The organism is Flavobacterium sp., from assembly GCF_044357305.1.
In the GTDB taxonomy this organism is placed as follows: Bacteria; Bacteroidota; Bacteroidia; order Flavobacteriales; family Flavobacteriaceae; genus Flavobacterium.
Genome location: NZ_JBIKPS010000015.1, coordinates 25,776 through 47,190 on the forward strand (window position 1 = coordinate 25,776; position 21,415 = coordinate 47,190).

Here is a 21,415-nt window from a genome sequence, read left to right on the forward strand (position 1 = left end):
TAATTTTAATAGCAAATAAATGCTATATAAAATCAAACTACTTCTTCTAATTCTTTATTTAATTTAAGTGCTGCTCTTTGTAATGCTTTTTTGTAATCGGTTGGCATCACTTTAACAAAATTGTTTTGTTGGTTTTCCCAATCTTCCAGAATTCTTTTTGCCAATGGGCTATTGGTAAATAAGGAATGGTTTTTTATCAATCGTTTCAATTTATTAAAATCCTCTAATTCTAATGGCTCAAAAGCAACCATTTCCATGTTGCACAAAGTAGCATCGAATGTTTTATTTGGATTGTAAACATAGGCAATACCACCACTCATTCCAGCAGCAAAATTTCTTCCTGTTTTTCCTAAAACAACCACTATTCCTCCAGTCATATATTCGCAACCATGGTCTCCAATACCTTCAACTACTGCAGTTGCTCCAGAATTTCTTACAGCAAATCGCTCTCCTGCCATCCCATTAATGTATGCCTGTCCGGTAATAGCACCATAAAGAGCAACGTTTCCAATAATAATATTATCTTCTGGTTTAAATGTTGCAGTAGGAGGGACCTTAATAATTAATTTACCACCAGATAGTCCTTTTCCTAAATAGTCATTGCAGTTTCCATGAATTTTAAAAGACAATCCATTGGTTGCAAATGCTCCAAAACTTTGACCTGCAGAACCTTCAAAATCAATTAAAATAGTATCTTCTGGCAAGCCTTGAGCTCCATAAATTTTAGAAATTTCATTACTCAAAATGGCACCTACCGAACGATCCGTATTTTTGATTTTAAAATTAACTCTAGTTTTTTCTTTTCTATATATGGAAGGAATAGCTGCTTTAATAATTTCAAAATCCAATACTTTTTCTAGTGCATGATCCTGACATGAATCATTATAATTACTGACTCTATTTGCAATTTCTGGTTTGTATAAGATTGCAGATAGGTCTAATCCACTTGCTTTATAATGTTGTATGGCTTTGTTAACGTTCAGCTTTTGAGATTGTCCCACCATTTCTTTCAAAGTTCTAAAACCTAATTGCGCCATAATACCTCTCAGTTCTTCTGCAATGAAATACATGAAATTGATAATGTGCTCTGGAGTTCCTTTGAAATTTTTTCTTAATTCGGGATCTTGTGTTGCAATTCCTACAGGACAAGTATTTAAATGGCAAGCACGCATCATTATACAACCCGAAGCTACTAGAGGTGCTGTTGCAAAACCAAATTCTTCTGCACCTAATAAAGCTGCAATTGCAACATCACGTCCAGTTTTTAATTGGCCGTCACATTCTAAAACAACTCTACCTCTTAAGTCGTTTAATAATAAGGTCTGTTGCGCTTCTGCTAATCCTAATTCCCAAGGAATTCCGGTATGTTGAATGGATGTTAATGGTGCAGCTCCAGTTCCTCCGTCGTAACCAGAAATTAATATCACATCGGCTTTTGCTTTTGCAACTCCAGCTGCAATAGTGCCTACACCAACTTCAGAAACCAACTTCACATTTATTCTAGCTTCTCTGTTGGCATTTTTTAAATCAAATATTAATTGCGATAAATCTTCTATAGAATAAATATCATGATGTGGAGGAGGGGAAATGAGTCCCACATAAGGAGTAGAATTTCTAACCTCTGCAATCCAAGGCACTACTTTATCTGCAGGTAATTGTCCGCCTTCTCCAGGTTTTGCACCTTGCGCCATCTTAATTTGAATTTCTTGGGCGTTGGTTAAATAATTGATAGACACTCCGAATCTTCCTGAAGCTACTTGCTTGATAGCACTATTTCTAGAATCTCCATTAAGTTCTTTTTGAAAACGTTTTGGATCTTCTCCACCTTCTCCAGAATTACTTTTTCCACCAATTCTATTCATTGCAATAGCCAAATTCTCATGTGCTTCTTGACTAATTGAACCATAAGACATGGCGCCGGTTTTGAATTTTTTTACAATTTCTGTCCACGGCTCCACTTCATCAATTGAAATAGGATCTAAATTATTAAATTCAAATAAACCTCTAATGGTCATTAAATTTTCACTTTGATTATTTACCATTTCTGAATATTCCTTATAACTTTCAGGACTATTCAAGCGAACTGCTTGTTGTAATTTAGAAACCGTAGTTGGATTGAACATGTGTTTTTCACCATTTCTTCTCCATCTGTAAATACCTCCAATTTCTAAAGGTAATAAATTGGCAATTTTAGAATTTGGGAAAGCATTTTGGTATCTTTTTTTAATTTCTTTTTCAATTTCCATTAATCCAATTCCTTCAATTCTAGAAGGAGTGTTAGGAAAATATTTCGAAGTAAATGTTTTATTTAATCCTAAAATTTCAAATATTTGAGCTGCTCTATAAGAATGTAAAGTTGAAATTCCAATCTTATTCATGATTTTAAGAATTCCTTTAGCAACCGCTTTATTATAGTTTTTGATGGCATAATCTGCCTTAATAGTTGTGATAACTCCCGAATTTATTTGATCATGAATTATTTCATTTACCATGTATGGATTTATTGCACTAGCTCCATATCCAAATAATAATGCAAAATGATGGGGTTCACGAGGTTCTGCCGATTCAATTATTATTCCAAACTTGGAACGTACTTTTAAAATATTTAGAGAATGATGTATATAGGAACAGGCTAATAACATTGGTATAGGAGCCAATTTATCTGTCACCCCTCTATCGGAAATTATTACAATATTACAGCCTTCTGAAATGGCTTTAAATGTTGTTTGTATGCATTTTTCTAAAGCACGTTCCAAACCATTAACTCCTTTTTCTATTTCATATAGAGTAGATATTGTAAATGATTTGAAATCAACATGGTCTATGTTTCTAATTTTATCTAAATCTTCATTAGAAATAACAGGATTTTGAATTTTTAATTTTTTGCAATGTTTTGGTTCAATATCAAAAATATTAAAGTCCCCCCCAATTGCTAAACTAATGTCGGTAATTATTTCTTCTCGAATTCCGTCTAACGGAGGATTGGTTACTTGGGCAAATAATTGTTTGAAATAATTGTATAAAAGTTGCGGCTGATCTGACAAAACGGCTAAAGGGGTGTCATTTCCCATAGAGCTAAGTGCTTCAGCTCCATTTGTTGCCATTGGGTTAATAATGGTTTTTAAGTCTTCTATAGTATAGCCAAATAACCTTTGGCGGGTTTCAAAATCCATCAACTCTATAGGGATTTCATTTTCGGTATACGGAATTTTTGCTAATTGTAGTAAGTTTTCATCCAGCCACTTTTTATAAGGAAGTTTGGTTACAATTGCATTTTTTATTTCATCATCCTCAATTATTCGACCTTCATTCATGTTTACAAGGAACATTTTGCCAGGCTCCAGTCTTCCGTGTTGCACAACATCTTCGGGCTTGATGTCTAAAACTCCAATTTCAGAAGACATAATTACAAAACCACTTTTGGTTAGTGTGTATCTTGAAGGGCGCAATCCGTTTCTATCTAATAATGCACCTATAACATTTCCATCGGTAAACGGAATCGAAGCAGGTCCGTCCCAAGGCTCCATTATACATGCATTGTATTCGTAGAATGCTTTTTTGTCTTCCGACATGCTTTGATGTCTTTCCCAAGCTTCCGGCACTACCATCATCATTGCTTCAGGTAAAGAACGGCCCGTCATTAATAATAATTCGATAACCATATCCATAGAAGCAGAATCCGATTTTCCATCTAATATTATTGGAAATAATTTCTTAATATCCTCACCAAAAACATCGCTTTTCATCAACTCTTCCCGAGCTCGCATTCGGCTTATATTTCCTCGTAGGGTATTTATTTCACCATTGTGGCACATGTATCTAAATGGCTGCGCCAACTCCCAAGAAGGAAATGTATTTGTTGAAAAACGTTGGTGCACTAATGCTAAGCGGGTGACTAAATCGGTATCGGTTAAATCGGAATAATATCTGCTAATATCCTCTGGCATCAATAAACCTTTGTATATTATAGTAGTGGTTGAAAAACTAGAGAAATAATATTGATGGCTTTGAGATATTTTAGATTTTATTACAGCATGTTCCGATATTTTTCTTGCTGCAAATAACTTCGCGTTAAATTGGGGTTCTGTAAGTTCGCTACTATTTTTCCCAATAAAAACCTGCATAACTGTTGGTTCTTTTTCTGCTGCAATTTTACCCAAATTGGATGCGTCAATTGGAACTTGTCTCCAACCTAAAATAGTTAAATTTTGCTCTTTTATAAAGGTTTCTAAAATAGTTTTACAATAGTCTATTTGATTTTTGCTTTTAGGTAAAAATAGCATTCCTACTGCATATTCTCGTGGTTCTGGCAATTCAAAATCACAAACTTTTGTAAAGAAATCATGTGGAATGTCAAATAGTATACCTGCTCCGTCTCCTGTTCTACCATCGGAACTTACGGCACCACGATGCTCTAATTTTATTAATATATCTAATGCTTTATGAATTATGTCATTAGACTTAATACCGTTCAAATTACAAATAAATCCAGCTCCACAATTGTCGTGTTCAAATTCTGGTAAATAGAGGCCTTGTGCTTTAACTTTCATTCTTGATAATTTTTTACTAAATTAAGGTATCTATTAAATATAATTAAAGGAATTTTCGGTTTTCAATGAATTTTTATGCACTTTTAATTAAAAGTTTGAAATAATAGCAATATCTTAATTAAAGCCTTTAATTTTAAAAATTTCATAATTTGATTAGTGCGTAAAACATTTGTTTATGTAATTAATTCAGAAAAAAACACGTTTTGATTAATTTACTCAAACGTTTTAGTATCTTTTAAATCAGAATAAACTGACAAAACTGTTTTTATTTACCTTTGAATTTATGAATTTGATAATTTTAATTTATTATTTTTATTAATTAGATTCTTGTTGCATATAAATTGAAATATATTTCGCTTTTAACTTCATTTATCTTATTTTTGTGGCACTTTATAAAACGACAAACTTTTATTATGAAATCGGCAAAACAACAATTGTTTAAATAAAGTATTTTTGACGATTACATAAGACCTTTGAAAAACAATAAAAACTAATTTATGAATATACACGAATATCAAGGAAAAGAGATATTAGCAAAATATGGTGTACGCGTACAACGTGGAATTGTTGCTAATAGTCCTGTAGAAGCAGTTGCGGCTGCAAAACAATTGACTACCGAAACTGGCACTAGCTGGTATGTAATTAAGGCTCAAGTTCATGCAGGTGGACGAGGAAAAGGCGGTGGCGTTAAGTTGGCTAAAAACTTAGAGCAAGTTACTGAAATCTCTGAACAAATAATTGGAATGCAGTTAATTACGCCTCAAACTCCTCCAGAAGGAAAAAAGGTGCATAAAGTTTTGGTTGCTGAGGATGTTTATTATCCTGGTGAAAGTGAAACTTCTGAATTCTATGTATCGGTTTTATTAAACAGAGCTACTGGTAGAAATATGATTATGTATTCTACAGAAGGTGGAATGGATATTGAAGAAGTTGCTGAGCATACTCCGCATTTAATTTTTACCGAAGAAATTGACCCTGCTGTTGGTTTACAAGGTTTTCAAGCAAGAAGAATCGCATTTAATTTAGGTCTTTCTGGAAATGCTTTTAAAGAAATGGTGAAATTTATTGATTCATTATACAATGCCTACATTGGTTCGGATGCATCTATGTTCGAAATCAATCCAGTTCTTAAAACATCGGACAATAAAATACTTGCAGTTGATGCAAAAGTAAATATTGATGATAATGCTTTATACCGTCAGCCAAAATATGCGGATATGCGTGACATTAGAGAAGAAAATCCTATTGAAGTGGAAGCTAAAGAAGCTGGTTTAAACTATGTAGATCTTGACGGTACCGTTGGGTGTATGGTTAACGGTGCTGGATTAGCTATGGCAACAATGGATTTAATTAAATATGCTGGTTTTGAACCTGCAAATTTCTTGGACGTTGGTGGTACTGCGGATGCTAAACGTGTTGAATTGGCTTTTAGAATTATCTTAAAAGATCCAAACGTGAAAGCAATTTTGATTAACATCTTTGGAGGAATCGTTCGTTGTGACCGTGTTGCTCAAGGAGTTGTAGATGCATACAAAAACATGGGTGACGCTATTAAAGTTCCAATCATTGTTCGTTTGCAAGGAACTAATGCAGTAATTGCAAAAGAATTAATTGATAATTCTGGTATGCCAATTTTATCTGCAGTTCAATTTCAAGAAGCAGCAGATCAAGTTCAAAAAGCGCTTTCTTAATTTAATGGAAAACCTCCAAAGGTATTTAGTTGCTTTTGGGTTATTATATCAAAAGGCTGTCTGTAAAAAGGCAGCTTTTTTTTGTGCTAAAAAGAATGAATGTTGGGCTATGGTTTTTTAATTGGTATTAAAAAATGGAAATAATATGTTAATCAACAAAATAGTAGTCTAATAATAACCACCCTCTTTGAGTATGCAATGAAAAGATTTATTTGTAGTAATTAATTGTTCGATAATTTCTTTTCTCAACATTTCAATAGATTCTACTTTTAGATGTTTCGCCCAAGTAGTGTTTTCTAATAAATTTCTTATCAGTTTTAAGAGATTAGTTGTTTCAACAGAGGTTCGTAATACTTTATCGACAGTGTATTTCTCATTTTGAAAGTGATTGAAGTGAGCCGATTGATTACTATAATCTACCTCAATAAAATAGAGTTTTTCGTAATCATTATCTGAAAAAAAATCTTCCCAATTAGCATAGCCAAGTTTTGTTCTATTTTTTTGCGTGGTAATGCAAATTAAGCGCCATTTGCAATTAGCTGCCCTTCCCCAATGGTTAGAATATCGGTATACTCCATTTTCAACAAAGTAATAACTACTGCCAGATTTACTTGTGTAGTGCAGCTTCAAATTCTTTAAGCAATCTAATTCTTTTTCCTGAAAAATGCAGAAAGTATGTTTGTGGAAATTAGTTTTATTGTAAGTTTTGGTTTGCATTAGAAATAATATACTTGCTTGTAAAAGTAGTATTTTTTTAATGTTATTAGAATTATTTTGTATTTTTGATATAGGGTAATTATTATACTATGAAAGAGTATCGAATAATTTAAAATATTAACCTATGAATATAATTAACTTTATTTACTTGTTATGGATTATTTCTGAAATAATACTAAATCGCTTTCTTCGTTCTGGTATATCCGATAAAAAAACCTTTGACAAAAATACCTTGCTTTTACTTTGGATCACAATTCTAATCTCTATAGTAATCGGAGTATTTGTTTCTAAAATAATACGTTTCCCTATAAATACTAATATAGGTCTTGAATTTATTGGATTAGCAATAATTGTATTGGGTATGTTAATTCGATTTATTGCTGTAAAACAACTTGGGCGATTTTTCACTGTAGACGTTACAATTCGAGAGAACCACCAACTATTGCAAACAGGACTTTATAAATTTTTAAGACACCCGTCCTATACAGGCTCTTTAATATCTTTCCTTGGCTTTGGATTCTCTTTAAATAATTGGCTAGGTCTTGCAATAGTTTTTCTTCCTACTTTATTTGCTATGATTCATAGAATTAAAATTGAAGAAAAAGTACTTACAGAACAATTTGGAAAACAGTATTTAGATTATATTGCCATAACCAAACGTTTAATTCCATTTGTATATTAGCTTTTAAGTTTTTCAATAAAAAAGCGATTTTCATTTACGAAAATCGCTTTTTTAATAGTATCTAAAAAAAATCTAAGTAGTCTAAAATTTAAGAAGTCTAACAATCTAAAAATCTAAGAAGTCTAAATTTTAACTGTCCACCCAAAAGTGTCTTCAGCTAACTTATATTGAATGTTAGTTAATTTTTCTTTTAATTGAAGCGCAAAAGAGTCCTCCATTTTTGGTAAAACATATTCTATATCTTGGAAAGAAAAAGCACTAATTGGACTAACAACGGCGGCAGTTCCTGCGCCAAAAATTTCTTTTAAACTTCCGTCTTTAGCAGCATTTACTATTTCTTCAACAAGTACCGAACGTATTTGAACGTCCATTCCTTCGCGTTTAGCAATATCTATTAAACTCTTACGTGTAACCCCATCTAAAATTCGTTCGCTAGTTGGCGCAGTGTATAAAGTATCGTTAATTCTAAAGAAAACATTCATAGTTCCTGCTTCTTCCAATTTAGTATGGGTAGCATCATCGGTCCAAATAATTTGTTGGAATCCTTTTTCGTTAGCCAATTTGGTTGGATAAAATTGTGCCGAATAATTTCCGGCCGCTTTTGCAGCACCAATTCCACCATTAGCAGCACGACTATAATGCTCCGCAATAATTACTTTCACTTCTCCAGAATAGTAAGATTTTGCTGGCGAAAGGATAATCATAAATCGGTATTGTGTAGAAGGTTGTGCAATAACTCCTGAACCAATTGCGATCATAAAAGGTCTTATGTATAAGGTATTTCCTAAACCTGTTTTTACCCAATTGCGCTCTAAGTCTAATATTGTTTTTAACCCATCTATAAAAATAGTTTCAGGAACTTCTGGCATTGCCATTCGCACCGCCGATTTATTGAACCGATGAAAGTTCTCGTCAGGGCGAAATAACCAAACGTCTTCATTAACATCTTTATAGGCTTTCATTCCTTCAAAAATGGCTTGGCCATAATGAAAAACTTTAGCAGATGGGTCAATAAGAAAAGGCTCGTAAGGTTTAATAATTGGTTTTTGCCAAGCACCTTCTTTAAAGTCACAAATTAACATATGATCGGTAAAAACATTTCCGAAAGCAAGGTTTTCAAAATCAATGCTATCTATTTTAGAAGCGGAAGCTTTAATAATGTCTATTTCTAGAGTATTTTTTAAACTCATTAGGCAGTAAGTTAGGGGTTAAAATTTATGTAACTATTTGAATATGATTTAGTTATATAATTTTTATTAATTAATTATTGTTGTTTTTGTTTTATTCGGCTAAACTAATAAAAAAATGAATATTTTTTTGATAAATCTCAAAATAATTACTTCATTTTAGTAATATTCTATGGATATCTAAAAAATATAAAGAATTCTTAAAGAAAATAAAAAAAAGATACATTTTTAAGTGTTTGTTTTTAATATCTGATTATTTTTGTAGATAATTAAAATCTACCTCAAAATGAAAAAAGTTATTTATGCTGTAGTTGCAGTTTTATTAGTAGTAAGTTGCAATAAAAAAGAAGAAGTTAAAACCACAGAATCTCCCGTTGCTTATGCAAAATTTGGAGATAGTATTTCACCAGATGGTGCAATTAGTAAAGAAGAATTACTTACAAAATATTTAACTTTAAAAACAGCAGATACTCTTGATATTAAAGTTACTTCAACTATAGTTGATGTTTGTCAGAAAAAAGGTTGTTGGATGAATTTGGACCTTGGATCTGGAAAATCAGCTTTAGTTCGATTTAAAGATTATGGTTTTTTTGTACCAAAAAACGCAGGAAAAAGTGAGGCTATTATTCATGGAAAAGCATTTGTTGAAGTTACTCCAATTAGTGATTTGAAAGAATATGCTAAAGATGCCGGAAAATCGCAAGCAGCTATAGATAGTATTATTGCTCCCGAAACTAATTATTCTATACTAGCAGATGGTGTTTTAATAAAAAAATAAATGAAAAAACTATTAGTTGCATTGGTGGTTATAAGTGTTTTCGCTTGTCAAAAGAAAGAACAAAAAACTCCAAAAACCGAAAGTTCTTGTTCTAAAGAAAAGAAGTTTGACATGTATGAACTGTCAGAAATGGCATCCCTTATGGAGCAAATGTATGCTTACAATTTGCAAATTAAAGATCGAATTGTAAAAGGCGATACCGTTGGTAAATTTCCAGAATTTTTCAATAAAATTTATACTGCCAAATTTACAGATGCAACCGATAAAGATCCATTTTTTGATCAAAAAGCTACTGCCTATATTGCTGCACAAAAACTCATTTATTCCGATTCAAAAAATGTAAAACAACATTTTAATGAAGGTGTTATGGCATGCGTTTCCTGTCATGAAGGGAAATGTGGAGGGCCAATACCTAAAATTAAAAAATTATTTATTAAGTAAATTTTGAAGCGAGAAATAATTCAAACCCAAGATGGTTCCACTACCATTCATTTGCCGGAGTGGGAGGAAAGCTACCATTCAAAACATGGTGCCATTCAAGAAGCCTATCATGTATTTATAAAATCCGGATTGGATTTGTTTCCTAATAACCCAATTTCGATATTAGAGATTGGATTTGGTACTGGCTTGAATGCTTTTATTACTTATTTGGAAGCAAAAAAAAAGCAGCAAACTATTGAATATGTTGGTATTGAAGCCTATCCGGTTCTTGAGGAAGAAGCACTTCAGATGAATTACGTTGTAGAGTTACAAGCCCTTGAGGAGCAAGAAGTTTTTTCAACAATGCACCAAACTACTTGGGAGGAGAAACATGCTATAGCAACTAATTTTACTTTTACCAAACGCCAGCAATTCTTTCAAGATATTGATGATGTTGCCCAATTTGATTTAATCTATTTTGATGCCTTTGGTTTCAGAGTACAACCCGAATTGTGGTCATTAGAAATTTTTCAAAAAATGTATACGGCTTTAAAAACAGGAGGGGTGTTAGTAACCTATGCTTGCCGTTCTTCTATAAAAAATGCCATGATTGAAAGTGGTTTTTCTATAGAGAAATTACCCGGAGCACCTGGAAAAAGAGAGATGCTACGGGCAACTAAAAACTAAATTACTATTATAATTATTTTGAAGCCTTAGGGCTAATGATTTTTACGTTTTGAAATACAATTGCTCCTTTTATAACCCCAGCAATTGTTCCACGTAGCGCATCAATTATATGAATTTTTAATTCGTTTTTAGGATATATTAAACTCACTTCTCGTGCAGGTTTTGGCTCTACAAAATGGCGTAATTTTACTTGATCTTTTTCTTTTAAATCTAAAGTGTGTAAATACGGAAGCAAAGTGGTTCCGAGACCTTCATCGGCTAATTTTATTAGCGTTTCAAAACTCCCACTTTCAATTTTAAAGTGATTATTTTCAAGGTTAGTATCTCTTTTGCAAAGATTTAAAATACTATCTCTAAAGCAATGACCATCTTGTAAAAGCAATATTTCATCTAAATTCAAATCGCTAATTTCAATTTCCTTTTTATTGAAAACGCCATGATTTTCTGGAATGTAAGCAACAAAAGGCTCAAAATACAAGACGATTTCTTTTATTTTTTCTTCATTTAGCGGAGTAGCAGCAATTGCGGCATCCAAATGCCCATTATTCAATTTGAAAATAATATCTTCTGTATGTAACTCTTCAATTATCAGTTTTACTTTTGGGTATTTTTTTATAAAATTACTCAAAAACATAGGCAACAACGTTGGCATAATAGTAGGAATTATTCCTAAACGAAATTCACCTCCAATAAACCCTTTTTGTTGGTGCACTATATCTTGAATTCTATCGGCCTCATTAACAATGTTTTTGGCTTGATTGACAATCTTCTGACCAATTTCGGTCATTTGAATTGGTTTTTTTGTTCGATCAAATATTTGAATTCCTAGTTCTTCTTCTACCTTTTGAATTTGCATACTTAAAGTAGGTTGCGTAACAAAACATTTCTCGGCGGCTAAAGTAAAATTCTTATATTCTGCTACTGCTAGAACATATTGTAATTGGGTTATTGTCATTGGTATAGTAAAATTTGATGCAAATATAAAAACTATCAATTAAATTTATAGTATTTAAAAAGGTTTATTTGATAAGTTTGTTTAAAATAATAATTATGAAACTCAATAGTATTGGATTACCTGAAAAAGATGTAGAAGTTTTAGCTGCCGAATTAAATATTTTATTAGCTAATTTTCAGATTTATTATCAGAATTTAAGAGGTTTACATTGGAATATCCGCGGAAGACGTTTTTTTGATTTACACTTAAAATTTGAAGAGTTATACAATGATAGTCAATTGAAAATTGATTTAATTGCAGAGCGTGTTTTGACTTTAGACGCAACTCCTCTTCATACTTTTGAAGATTACATCAAGTACAATAAATTAGAAATCGGAAATAACATTCATAAAGATGAAAAAGCGATTGAATTAATTTTAGATTCTTTAATGAAATTGCTTCAAATAGAAAGAGTTATACTAAAAAAAGCTTCAGATATTGGAGACGAAGGAACATCTTCTATGATGAGTGATTTTATTGTTGAGCAAGAAAAAACAATTTGGATGTTGAAAGCTTGGTTACAACAAGATGTTTTATAATATTTGTTAAATAATATACAATAGCTATTCTTTCCTAAATTGAATAGCTATTTTTGCGATATGAAATTAATAACAAGATTATTATTGGTCTTTTTTATTTCTTTTCTTGCAACTCCAACAATTGTATTGGTGATTAAGAAAAGTACCAATATGTCTATGTTTTATAGTTTCAATGAAGAAGAATTACAAAAAGATTTTAAAGAACTCAAAGCCGATTTGAGTCCTAATTTTGAATTTACATTTGTTAATTTAGCTTCTACAACTTATTCTAAAATTATTTCAGAAAACTTGTCTCGTCATGACAATGTTTCGGAGCAAATAGTCACTCCTCCACCCGATTTATCTTAATGCATTTTTAGGATTTCCAATCTTTTGGAATCATTTTACGTATTAATATAATTTTCAGGTATGACAAAAAAAATCAATCTTTTTGCAAACCTTAAATCGGACTTTGCATCCGGTTTAGTGGTTTTTTTAGTGGCATTGCCATTGTGTCTTGGTATTGCATTAGCAAGTGGGGCACCTTTATTTTCAGGTATTATTTCAGGTGTAATTGGCGGAATTGTAGTGGGTTATTTAAGCCAATCCCATTTAAGTGTTTCTGGCCCAGCAGCTGGTTTAACGGCAATTGTTTTAACAGCAATTACCGATTTAGGTTCTTTTAATACTTTTCTTTTAGCAGTTTTGATAGCAGGTTTAATTCAATTAGCATTGGGCTTTATTAAGGCAGGAACCATATCTAACTTTTTCCCAACCAATGTTATCGAAGGAATGTTGGCAGGAATTGGAGTAATTATTATTCTAAAACAAATCCCTCATGCTTTTGGTTATGATCCCGATTTTGAAGGAGATTTATCTTTTATGCAAGGAGACGGGCAGAATACCTTCTCAGAATTGTTTTCTATAATAAATCATGTTCAATTGGGTTCTATTATAATAGCTCTAGTTTCATTAGGTATTTTGATTTTTTGGAATAAAATTGACTTTTTGAAGAAAATAAAATTAGTTCCTCCCGCACTGGTAGCGGTGATCATTAGTATTTTATTAAACGAATTCTTTATTCAATCTGGAAGTAGTTTAGCTATAATAAAAGAACATTTGGTTAGTTTGCCAGTTCCAACAACTTTAGAAGAATTTAAAAATATAATTGTAACCCCTGATTTTGGAGCAATTTCAAATTCTAAAGTATGGATTGTAGCAGTTACTATAGCCGTTGTGGCATCAATTGAAACATTACTATGCATTGAAGCTTCTGATAGAATGGATGTGCAAAAAAGATATACAGACACTAACGTTGAATTGAAAGCTCAAGGGATTGGAAATATTGTTAGTTCACTTTTAGGAGGCTTACCAATGACTTCAGTTGTAGTAAGAACATCAGCCAATAATGAAGCTGGCGCAAAATCAAAAATGTCAGCAATTATTCATGGAATACTTTTATTAGTAAGTGTTTTAGCAATTCCAATTTTACTAAATAAAATACCATTAGCTACATTGGCCGCGGTTTTATTATTAGTTGGTTATAAATTAGCCAATCCAAAAACAATTAAACATTTCTGGGAAAAAGGTAAATATCAATTCATACCGTTTATTGCCACATTTGGGGCGGTTGTTTTTACAGATTTGTTGAAAGGTGTTGCTTTGGGGATGATTATCAGCATTATTTTTGTATTGAAAGGAAATATGAAAAGAGCCTACAATTTCAGAAAAGAAGAATATCATGATGGTGATGTAATCCATATTGATTTGGCTCAAGAGGTTTCTTTTCTGAATAAAGCTGCTATTAAATCAACATTAGCTTCAGTTCCTGAAAATTCTAAAGTAATAATCAATGCTTCCGATACAGTTTATATTGCGCATGATATCTTAGATTTAATCAAAGAATTTAAAAAGATTAGAGCAAAAGAAGAAAATATAAAACTGAAATTAGTTGGTTTCAAGAAAGCGTATGATCTTGTAAATACAGGCGAAGAAGAAAAACACGTTTTTGTTGAATCTAAGAAATAGCAACAATATAAATGAGAATTTTTCTATTTGTTTTGCTTTCATTAGGATTTAATGAATTTGCTTTTTCGCAGAAATCAGAAATTGGAAATTGGTTTGTCTATTTTGGTAATCAGAAGATAAATCGTAATTGGAATTGGCATAACGAAATTCAATACCGAAATTATGATTTCATTGGCGATACGAATCAAATATTGCTCCGAACGGGTATTGGTTATAACCTTACCGAAAATAATAATAATGTTTTAATAGGATATGGATTTATTAATACCCAAAAGTATATTCCAGATTCTGATCAAAAGCAAGAATCTAATGAACATCGAATTTTTCAGCAGTATATCAAAAAAATGAATTTCGGTAGATTTTATTTTCTTAATCGATTTAGAATGGAACAACGATTTTTAACTGATGATTTTCAGATTAGACTTCGGTACTTTTTGAATATTAATATTCCATTAAATAAAAAAACACTCGATAAAAATGCTATTTATTTATCTACCTATAATGAAGTTTTTGTTAATACAGAAAATAAATTGTTTGATAGAAATAGGATTTATGCCGCTTTAGGATTTGTGATTAATAAAAATTGCAAAGTTGAAGCTGGTATCATGTCACAAAGTTTAATACAATCGAATCGCAGTCAATTTCAAATTGTGATTTTTAACAATTTACCATTTAATAAATAATAATATGAAAACATTAAATAAAGAATTACAAGCTTCAATTACTCCACGAAGAGCTTTAGAAATATTAAAAGAAGGAAATAATAGATTTGTAAATAATCTTAAAGCACATAGAGATTTGCTGGAACAAGTAAATGATACTCGCGACGGACAATGGCCTTTTGCAACAATCTTGAGTTGTATTGATAGCAGAACATCGGCAGAATTGATTTTTGATCAAGGATTAGGTGATGTTTTTTCTGTGAGAATTGCTGGAAACATTGTAAATACAGATATTTTAGGCAGCATGGAGTTTGCATGTAAAGTAGCTGGATCCAAACTTGTTGTGGTTTTAGGTCATAGTAAATGTGGCGCTGTAAAAGGCGCTTGTGATCATGTAGAAATGGGAAATCTTACCGAATTATTATCTAAAATTCAACCTGCTGTTTATCAGGAAAAGCAAACAGTAACAGACAGAAATGCAAGTAATTCGAATTTTGTTGAAAATGTTGCTGAAATCAATGTGAAACGCAGTGTTAAAAATATAATTGAAAGAAGTTTTATTTTAGAACAAATGGTTGAAAATGGAGAAATTGGTGTAGTAGGAGCAATGCACAATATAGAAACAGGAGAAGTTACTTTCTATAGTGATGTTGAATTAATAAAAGATGATAATAACCCAAATTTTTCTGTAGCTGAATTAAGATACTAGAATTATATACATCCATTAATCATAAGCATTAATTTTATTGTGGTTAATGGATTTTTTATTTTTATATTTGAATTTTATTGGAAAATCTAATAGTTCAAATTAATCAGATTAACAATTACAATAATTATGAGTGATTTATATAAAAAGCTTTTAGAAAATAATAAGAAGTGGGTTGAGAGTCAATTGGCTCTCGATTCAGAATATTTTAAGGATTTATCCAAAGGACAAAATCCACCATTATTGTGGATTGGTTGTTCGGATAGTAGAGTACCGGCTAACGAAATTATTGGCGCAAAACCAGGTGAAGTTTTTGTTCATAGAAACATAGCTAATATGGTTATTCATAGCGACATGAATATGTTAAGTGTTTTGGATTATGCTGTAAATGTTTTAAAAGTAAAACATGTAATTGTCTGTGGACATTATGGTTGTGGAGGTATTAAGGCAGCAATGGGAAACGATTCTATTGGGATTATCGACAACTGGATTCGACATATTAAAGACGTTTATCGTTTGCACAATACTTATTTAGATTCTATTGTAGATGAAAATGAACGATTTAATGCTTTTGTGGAACTAAATGTTAAAGAACAAGTTTTTGATTTAGCTAAAACTTCTATTGTACAAGCTGCTTGGAGAAATGGACAAGATGTAACCTTACATGGTTGGGCATACGGATTAAATTCCGGATTTGTAACCGATTTAAATGTAAATTTCAGTTCTAATAAAGATTTAGATGCTGTGTATCAATTGTTTTTTAAATAATATATTTTAATTTTAAAAAACGCTTCAATAATAAAACTATTGAGGCGTTTTTTTGTTATTCTGTTTAATAATTTTTCATCTACAAGCTCTATCCACATCGTCTTCAAACGATTCGTCTCTTGATGCTGGAGGATTAGAAATAACCTTGATTACCCCATTTGTGAATTCCTTAGCAAGACTTGTTTCATTACTAGATTCTTTTGGTGAAGGTGCAGGTGGAGTAGTAGAAGGTGTTGCATTGGTTGGTGTACTACTTGCAATGTTTGCAGTAGTGCTTGCAAGATCTTGCGTGCCGCTGGCATTTTCGGGTTTGTCATTAGTATCCATAATTTCTAATTTTAGGTTTCCTACTCTTTTGGCTTTTCGGTTACGCCCCGTTTATAATTGGTTTCTGGACTCCATTATTATATTTATTTAAACTAATTGGGAAGCTGTGGGTGCTAATGCCGGAGTTAGTTTAGATAGGCAACCAATTATTTGCATTCCTTTTATTTCTAAAGTATTTTGATTAAAACTACCGTTTCTTACATCAAATGGCCCAAAGGATACTGCATTTTCTATGTTGTCTTTATCTGTAGCCGACCAATTTGCAGTTATAGAAACATTACTAATTAAAATAAAAGAAGTTGGTAGTAATGGAAATATTCCTGTATTATTTTCAGCGGTTCCTGTAGAATATTCGCCTACATTGGTTCCGCTAATATTCCAGTTTTTAGTGCTTAATAAGGCCAAATTCAACCAAGGTCTATCGATATTTACTCTGCAAAATTTAAATGAAATACTAAATCCATCCGTTCCTACTGATTTTTGCGTAGGAAGATCTTTTATTAATAAATCATTTAATAAAATAGCCTGTTTAGCCGAATAAATATTTGGTTTAACCATCAAAGTTTCGGGATTGATATTTTGCATTTTTATAGAACTGATAACTTTGCTGTTTTTATCAAAAGTTGTAACAGGAATAGGTCGTAGGACTGTTTTTTTTAAATTAGTATTGACCAATTTATTTCGAAAAGAGGTATTTAAAACTACCGAAGGTCTTACTGCAGTTGCGGTATTCATTTTATTAAACACAATTTTAGAATTTGCATTTAGAATGTTTGGACTAATTGTAAAAGTATTTGGCTTAAATTTTTTATTTGCTAAATTTTTTTGTTTAGAAATAGTTTGTGCCAAAGTAGCATTAAATGAAGTTGCTGTAGGAGAGGTGCTTTTCATTTTGATAACTCCACCTTCTAGTAATTTGGATCCATTATATTTTACAAATAATGGATTGTTGTTTGCAGGTTTTACTTGACTAGATTGAATGTTTATAGATGTCCAAAAAGCTGTAGCGGCATCATCATACCAATTAGAAGGAGTTGCAATACTTTTATGATAGGTTTCCATAGGATCTCTAACACTTCCTTTTTCACTTAATACAAATTCATATTGAGCATCGGCAAATAGTTTGTATAACGGATTGGTTTCTAAACTAGCATCTGGTATTCCATTAGGTCGCGCACTTGAAATGATAATATCATAAATGTCATCAATAGAATAGGCTGAATTTTCATATTTTGATTTATCCATAACCGGAACAACATTAGCTAAAGAAGAAAATAATTCTTCGGCTAAATTGGCATTATATTTTCCTGTGGCATCTTTACAATCTTCTGGACTTATTGAAATTCCAGGCCAAGCCATTTGTAAAAATAAACTATTTGGTGCAGCACTCATATTAAATGTTGTTGCTAACGTGTCGTAAACACTTGCTATAAAATCAGTTGCATTTGCCATTTTTTTTATATTTCATTAAAGCACCCTTAAGTAGTTAGCTCCTAAGGATGCTTAAATTTTAATTATTTTATTTGTAACTATTCATTAATCAATATTATAAGGCTCTAATAGTATTCCTTAAAACAAGGATGCTTTTATTTAGGCATTTTTTCTGGTGCACAGAATGGAACTACGGTGTTAATCCAACCAATTATTTGAACTCCAGGAACAGTAATTTCTCCATTTGCGAAAGCAGAGGTCCAATGTTCTTCGGAATGGGAACTAGAATAACCTCCACCTATACTAAACGGACCTATACCTACACTTCCTCCTGCACTAATAGTAGATTTCATCATGTCCCAATCGGCTTTAGCCCAAGTGGCTTTAATTTTAATGCCTTTCACAACTACAAATGATGTAGGCATTAATGGCCACATGGTATTTGGTTGCACTTTACTTCCATTAGATATTCCGCCTTTAAGAGGAGAAAAATTACCAAGATTCCAAGTTTTAGTATTCAATAAATGAAAACTCATCCAGGGTCTACGAATACCTACCAATTTATATGAAAATTCAAAACTTAAATTGCTAGTCTCTGAACTAAAGGTTCTAGATTCTTTACTTCCACCTGCAGATGCTCCAATACTAAATATTCCAAGGCTAAAACCTGCAGATCCACCATATTTTTTATAATCAGAGGTGCTACTGGATGAGGATGTTCCTGCTGTTATTTTAGTAGTTGCCCATCCGGTATTATCTACTGAACTATACCAATTGGAAGGGATAAGACTAACGCGTTGAATTTTTGGCGACATGCCGCCAGTTTCTTCCAAAGTTGCTCCATAGCCTTCAAATAAATCTTGCGCTTTTTTGAATGCTTTTTGAAGTGTATTTTGTGAACTAGTGGTCATTATGGCTAGATTTTGCTCAATTAAATCGGCTTTATTAGAGCGCCATTTGTCCCAAGCTTGCTTTACTGGAATTTGCAAAGTAGGTGCTACAAGTGGCCATGTGTTTCTGCTTTGTGGCGTTTCTTGTGCCGTTAAATAGGCTTGTAGGTAAGCCAATCGCGCATTTTGATACCCAATTTCATTGTCTTTATAATCGCGGTATAATTGCGTTTCTATAGTGTTTTTTGTTACTTCGCCAGTATCAGGATCGGTTACATCAACCACTCGATATAAGGCTTTATATGCAGTATCAATTTGTGCATCTAATGCTGGATTTGCGGGTTGTTTAGGTATCGATACTGAAGAAAGGATATCGCCATAAACTTGCGAAATTGTTTTACCACTATCTTGATAAAGTGAATTTGCTTTCGGAATAGCATCTACCAATCTAGATGTATTAATTGCTGCATCTAGTCCTGCCGCATTATTGTTTCCTGGAGTCCACGGATTGCGATAATCTGCCGGATTTATTGCCATTCCAGGCTTCATCAAGGTTAGCATTGTAGTAGAAGCTGGTAGTAATGGTTTTCCTCCAGGTTCTGCTTTGGTTGCAGAATTAAAAATGTTGTCAAATACGCCTTGAACCATAGCGTCCATTTCTTGTGCTGTCATAATGTTGTATTTAATAATTTTGCCTACTCTAATCGGTTTTCGGCTTCCCCGTTAGAACTATTTGTAATAATAAAATTAATTCCAATTTGAAATAATTGAAAAATGGATTTTAATTAACTATTGAAAAATGAGGTTGTGCTTTTAGAATGTTATTTGGCTTATAGAAAATTCAACCTTTATATTTTCAGAATTAGAATAATAATAGCATTTGTCTTTAAGTAAAGTTCTGAAAATTAGCAGTATTGCTGTTATATAAAAGTGCAGTAAAATTTATATAATTTACATTTTATGATACAATTTCAAAAATATTTTTCGTACCAATTGGCAATAGAGGTTTCTATTGAAGTTGAGAATTGAATAATTATTTCCAAAATAATTAGAATAAAAACAGGGAAGAAGTAGAAATAAGATTTATTAATCCTCTAAATTTTCATTAAAGGCAGACGGTAATAATTGTGGAATGAATTTAATAAATAGCGGCAAAAGAAGGCTACCTCCTGGCAGTAAAAAAATGGTCAAGGATGGAATGCTTTTACAAATATCCAACAATTGTTTTTTTACTTTCTTTTTTTCAGTTGCATCCAAATCTCTCTTGGTAGATTGCAATAGTAATTGCATAAGTTCTTTGCTTTCCAAAATTTCTTTGGTTAAACGTTTTTTATTTCGTTTAATTAATAATTGAACTCCTGAAGTTGTTTGGTCGTAAAAATGTTTTACAGGGTTTGAATGGTTAAAATATTGAATTTCAGATTTATAATTTATTATAAACTTTGTAATATCGTCTATGCTATCCGAAACAAATGCATCCGAAAGGTCCAATTCTTTAGCAATTTTATGAAGAAAATAGGATTCCTCATTTTCGATTACACCGTCATTCCAAAGCGTTAATCCAGCTAAATCCAATAAATAAAATTTTTCTAAATCGTCTTTAAAATATTCTAAAGGAAGTTGCTCTAAATTTTGAACGTTAACTTTAGAAAATTTAGTATACCGAAGTGAAGCTTCAAAAAGTTTAATTAACAAATCATCATTTACTGATTTTACGGTTTTAATTTGTAAAGCTAAAGACACTAAACTAATAATAGATTCTTCAATTTTTTTTAAATATTTATCCGGAATTTCGCCATCTATTAAATAATGCCGAAAAGCTAAAGCATCTACAAAGAGTAGGGCATTGGTAACAATATGAGAGAAGTTTTTACTAATGATATCCTTATTGGTTTGCACTCGTTCTTCAATCAAGGTTTCTAATTTTGAACTAGCAGAGGATGGTAATAGTTTATTCCAAAAACCAATTCCCTTTGGAGTCATTTTTTGATAAAAATCAACTGTTTTTTTTATAAAGTCTTCTTTATTAGATTGCTCGGTGGCAAAATGATAAGTGTCTAACAAAGTCGTTACTAAAGCAATTTTAGAAATCTCCTCCGATTTCCATTGTTCTGTCAATAATTCGGGGTTATTATTGATACTAATGATATGACCATATATAAATCCGGTTTGGCGAATGTTTTTGTAAAAGGATAAGCTATCTAAAGTAAAATTAGGGAACGGATTAGTTTGTTCCTGAAAATACTTATCTATCCAACCATTTGCCGATGGGTTTATCATTATTATAATTTGAATTACAAATCTAGGATATTTTATAGAGTTATTTCAAAAAAAATCGTCATATAAATTAATATATAACGATTTAAAATTTAAGATATT

19 protein-coding genes are annotated in these 21,415 nt (G+C 31.7%); 11 read left to right on the forward strand and 8 right to left on the reverse strand.

All coding sequences use genetic code 11. From position 1 onward, the window contains the following. Positions 1 to 32 precede the first annotated feature (32 nt). A complete protein-coding gene (gene gltB / locus ACIQ2J_RS10090; protein WP_396169286.1) occupies positions 33 to 4,550 on the reverse strand; it encodes a glutamate synthase large subunit in 4,518 nt (1,505 codons plus the stop codon). A gap of 497 nt (positions 4,551 to 5,047) precedes the next feature. Here gltB and sucC point away from each other — a divergent pair, with 497 nt between their 5' ends. Beyond that, a complete protein-coding gene (sucC, locus tag ACIQ2J_RS10095) occupies positions 5,048 to 6,241 on the forward strand; it encodes an ADP-forming succinate--CoA ligase subunit beta (protein WP_396169288.1) in 1,194 nt (397 codons plus the stop codon). A 168-nt stretch (positions 6,242 to 6,409) separates the two neighbouring features. On the opposite strand, the gene ACIQ2J_RS10100 is transcribed toward sucC, so the two are convergent. Continuing rightward, entirely contained in the window at positions 6,410 to 6,958 is a 549-nt protein-coding gene (locus ACIQ2J_RS10100) for a hypothetical protein (protein ID WP_396169290.1), read from the reverse strand. A 124-nt stretch (positions 6,959 to 7,082) separates the two neighbouring features. On the opposite strand from ACIQ2J_RS10100, the gene ACIQ2J_RS10105 reads away from it, so the two are divergent. Further along, positions 7,083 to 7,640 carry a methyltransferase family protein gene (locus ACIQ2J_RS10105; protein WP_396169292.1) on the forward strand — a complete coding sequence of 186 codons (558 nt, stop codon included), beginning with the start codon at positions 7,083 to 7,085 and terminating at the stop codon, positions 7,638 to 7,640. Positions 7,641 to 7,762: 122 nt separating this feature from the next. On the opposite strand, the gene ACIQ2J_RS10110 is transcribed toward ACIQ2J_RS10105, so the two are convergent. Next, positions 7,763 to 8,830, reverse strand: coding sequence for a branched-chain amino acid aminotransferase (locus ACIQ2J_RS10110; RefSeq protein WP_396169294.1), 1,068 nt, complete (start codon positions 8,828 to 8,830; stop codon positions 7,763 to 7,765). 283 nt (positions 8,831 to 9,113) lie between these two features. On the opposite strand from ACIQ2J_RS10110, the gene ACIQ2J_RS10115 reads away from it, so the two are divergent. Genes ACIQ2J_RS10115 through mnmD form a run of 3 tightly spaced genes read left to right on the forward strand, consistent with a single transcriptional unit; the run spans position 9,114 to position 10,712 of the window. Continuing rightward, the gene (locus ACIQ2J_RS10115; protein WP_396169296.1) at positions 9,114 to 9,605 is read left to right on the forward strand and encodes a DUF4920 domain-containing protein; all 492 of its coding nucleotides are present in this window, start codon (positions 9,114 to 9,116) and stop codon (positions 9,603 to 9,605) included. After that, positions 9,606 to 10,046 (forward strand): hypothetical protein, encoded by a 441-nt coding sequence (locus ACIQ2J_RS10120; protein ID WP_396169299.1) that lies wholly within the window; start codon positions 9,606 to 9,608, stop codon positions 10,044 to 10,046. A gap of 3 nt (positions 10,047 to 10,049) precedes the next feature. Next, entirely contained in the window at positions 10,050 to 10,712 is a 663-nt protein-coding gene (mnmD, locus tag ACIQ2J_RS10125; RefSeq protein ID WP_396169303.1) for a tRNA (5-methylaminomethyl-2-thiouridine)(34)-methyltransferase MnmD, read from the forward strand. Between the two features lie 13 nt (positions 10,713 to 10,725). Here mnmD and ACIQ2J_RS10130 read toward each other — a convergent pair whose 3' ends face one another. Then, the gene (locus ACIQ2J_RS10130; protein WP_396169305.1) at positions 10,726 to 11,667 is read right to left on the reverse strand and encodes a LysR substrate-binding domain-containing protein; all 942 of its coding nucleotides are present in this window, start codon (positions 11,665 to 11,667) and stop codon (positions 10,726 to 10,728) included. A 95-nt stretch (positions 11,668 to 11,762) separates the two neighbouring features. Here ACIQ2J_RS10130 and ACIQ2J_RS10135 point away from each other — a divergent pair, with 95 nt between their 5' ends. The 6 genes from ACIQ2J_RS10135 to can all read left to right on the forward strand — a co-directional run bounded on the left by ACIQ2J_RS10135 (position 11,763) and on the right by can (position 16,388). Continuing rightward, complete coding sequence (locus tag ACIQ2J_RS10135; protein ID WP_396169309.1) at positions 11,763 to 12,245, forward strand: Dps family protein; 483 nt, start codon at positions 11,763 to 11,765, stop codon at positions 12,243 to 12,245. A 60-nt stretch (positions 12,246 to 12,305) separates the two neighbouring features. Further along, positions 12,306 to 12,593, forward strand: coding sequence for a hypothetical protein (locus ACIQ2J_RS10140; protein ID WP_396169311.1), 288 nt, complete (start codon positions 12,306 to 12,308; stop codon positions 12,591 to 12,593). Positions 12,594 to 12,653: 60 nt separating this feature from the next. After that, the gene (locus ACIQ2J_RS10145) at positions 12,654 to 14,252 is read left to right on the forward strand and encodes a SulP family inorganic anion transporter (protein ID WP_396169313.1); all 1,599 of its coding nucleotides are present in this window, start codon (positions 12,654 to 12,656) and stop codon (positions 14,250 to 14,252) included. 11 nt (positions 14,253 to 14,263) lie between these two features. After that, a complete protein-coding gene (locus tag ACIQ2J_RS10150; protein WP_396169315.1) occupies positions 14,264 to 14,935 on the forward strand; it encodes a DUF2490 domain-containing protein in 672 nt (223 codons plus the stop codon). Between the two features lie 4 nt (positions 14,936 to 14,939). Further along, positions 14,940 to 15,623: a carbonic anhydrase family protein gene (locus tag ACIQ2J_RS10155; RefSeq protein ID WP_396169317.1), complete on the forward strand. Its 684-nt coding sequence runs from the start codon at positions 14,940 to 14,942 to the stop codon at positions 15,621 to 15,623. 126 nt (positions 15,624 to 15,749) lie between these two features. After that, a complete protein-coding gene (gene can, locus ACIQ2J_RS10160; RefSeq protein WP_396169319.1) occupies positions 15,750 to 16,388 on the forward strand; it encodes a carbonate dehydratase in 639 nt (212 codons plus the stop codon). Positions 16,389 to 16,463: 75 nt separating this feature from the next. Here can and ACIQ2J_RS10165 read toward each other — a convergent pair whose 3' ends face one another. The 4 genes from ACIQ2J_RS10165 to ACIQ2J_RS10180 all read right to left on the reverse strand — a co-directional run bounded on the left by ACIQ2J_RS10165 (position 16,464) and on the right by ACIQ2J_RS10180 (position 21,316). Beyond that, the gene (locus tag ACIQ2J_RS10165) at positions 16,464 to 16,715 is read right to left on the reverse strand and encodes a hypothetical protein (RefSeq protein ID WP_396169321.1); all 252 of its coding nucleotides are present in this window, start codon (positions 16,713 to 16,715) and stop codon (positions 16,464 to 16,466) included. Between the two features lie 87 nt (positions 16,716 to 16,802). After that, positions 16,803 to 18,167, reverse strand: coding sequence for a hypothetical protein (locus ACIQ2J_RS10170; RefSeq protein ID WP_396169323.1), 1,365 nt, complete (start codon positions 18,165 to 18,167; stop codon positions 16,803 to 16,805). Positions 18,168 to 18,301: 134 nt separating this feature from the next. Continuing rightward, entirely contained in the window at positions 18,302 to 19,708 is a 1,407-nt protein-coding gene (locus ACIQ2J_RS10175) for a hypothetical protein (protein ID WP_396169326.1), read from the reverse strand. 414 nt (positions 19,709 to 20,122) lie between these two features. Next, positions 20,123 to 21,316: an LETM1-related biofilm-associated protein gene (locus ACIQ2J_RS10180; RefSeq protein ID WP_396169328.1), complete on the reverse strand. Its 1,194-nt coding sequence runs from the start codon at positions 21,314 to 21,316 to the stop codon at positions 20,123 to 20,125. Positions 21,317 to 21,415 lie beyond the last annotated feature (99 nt).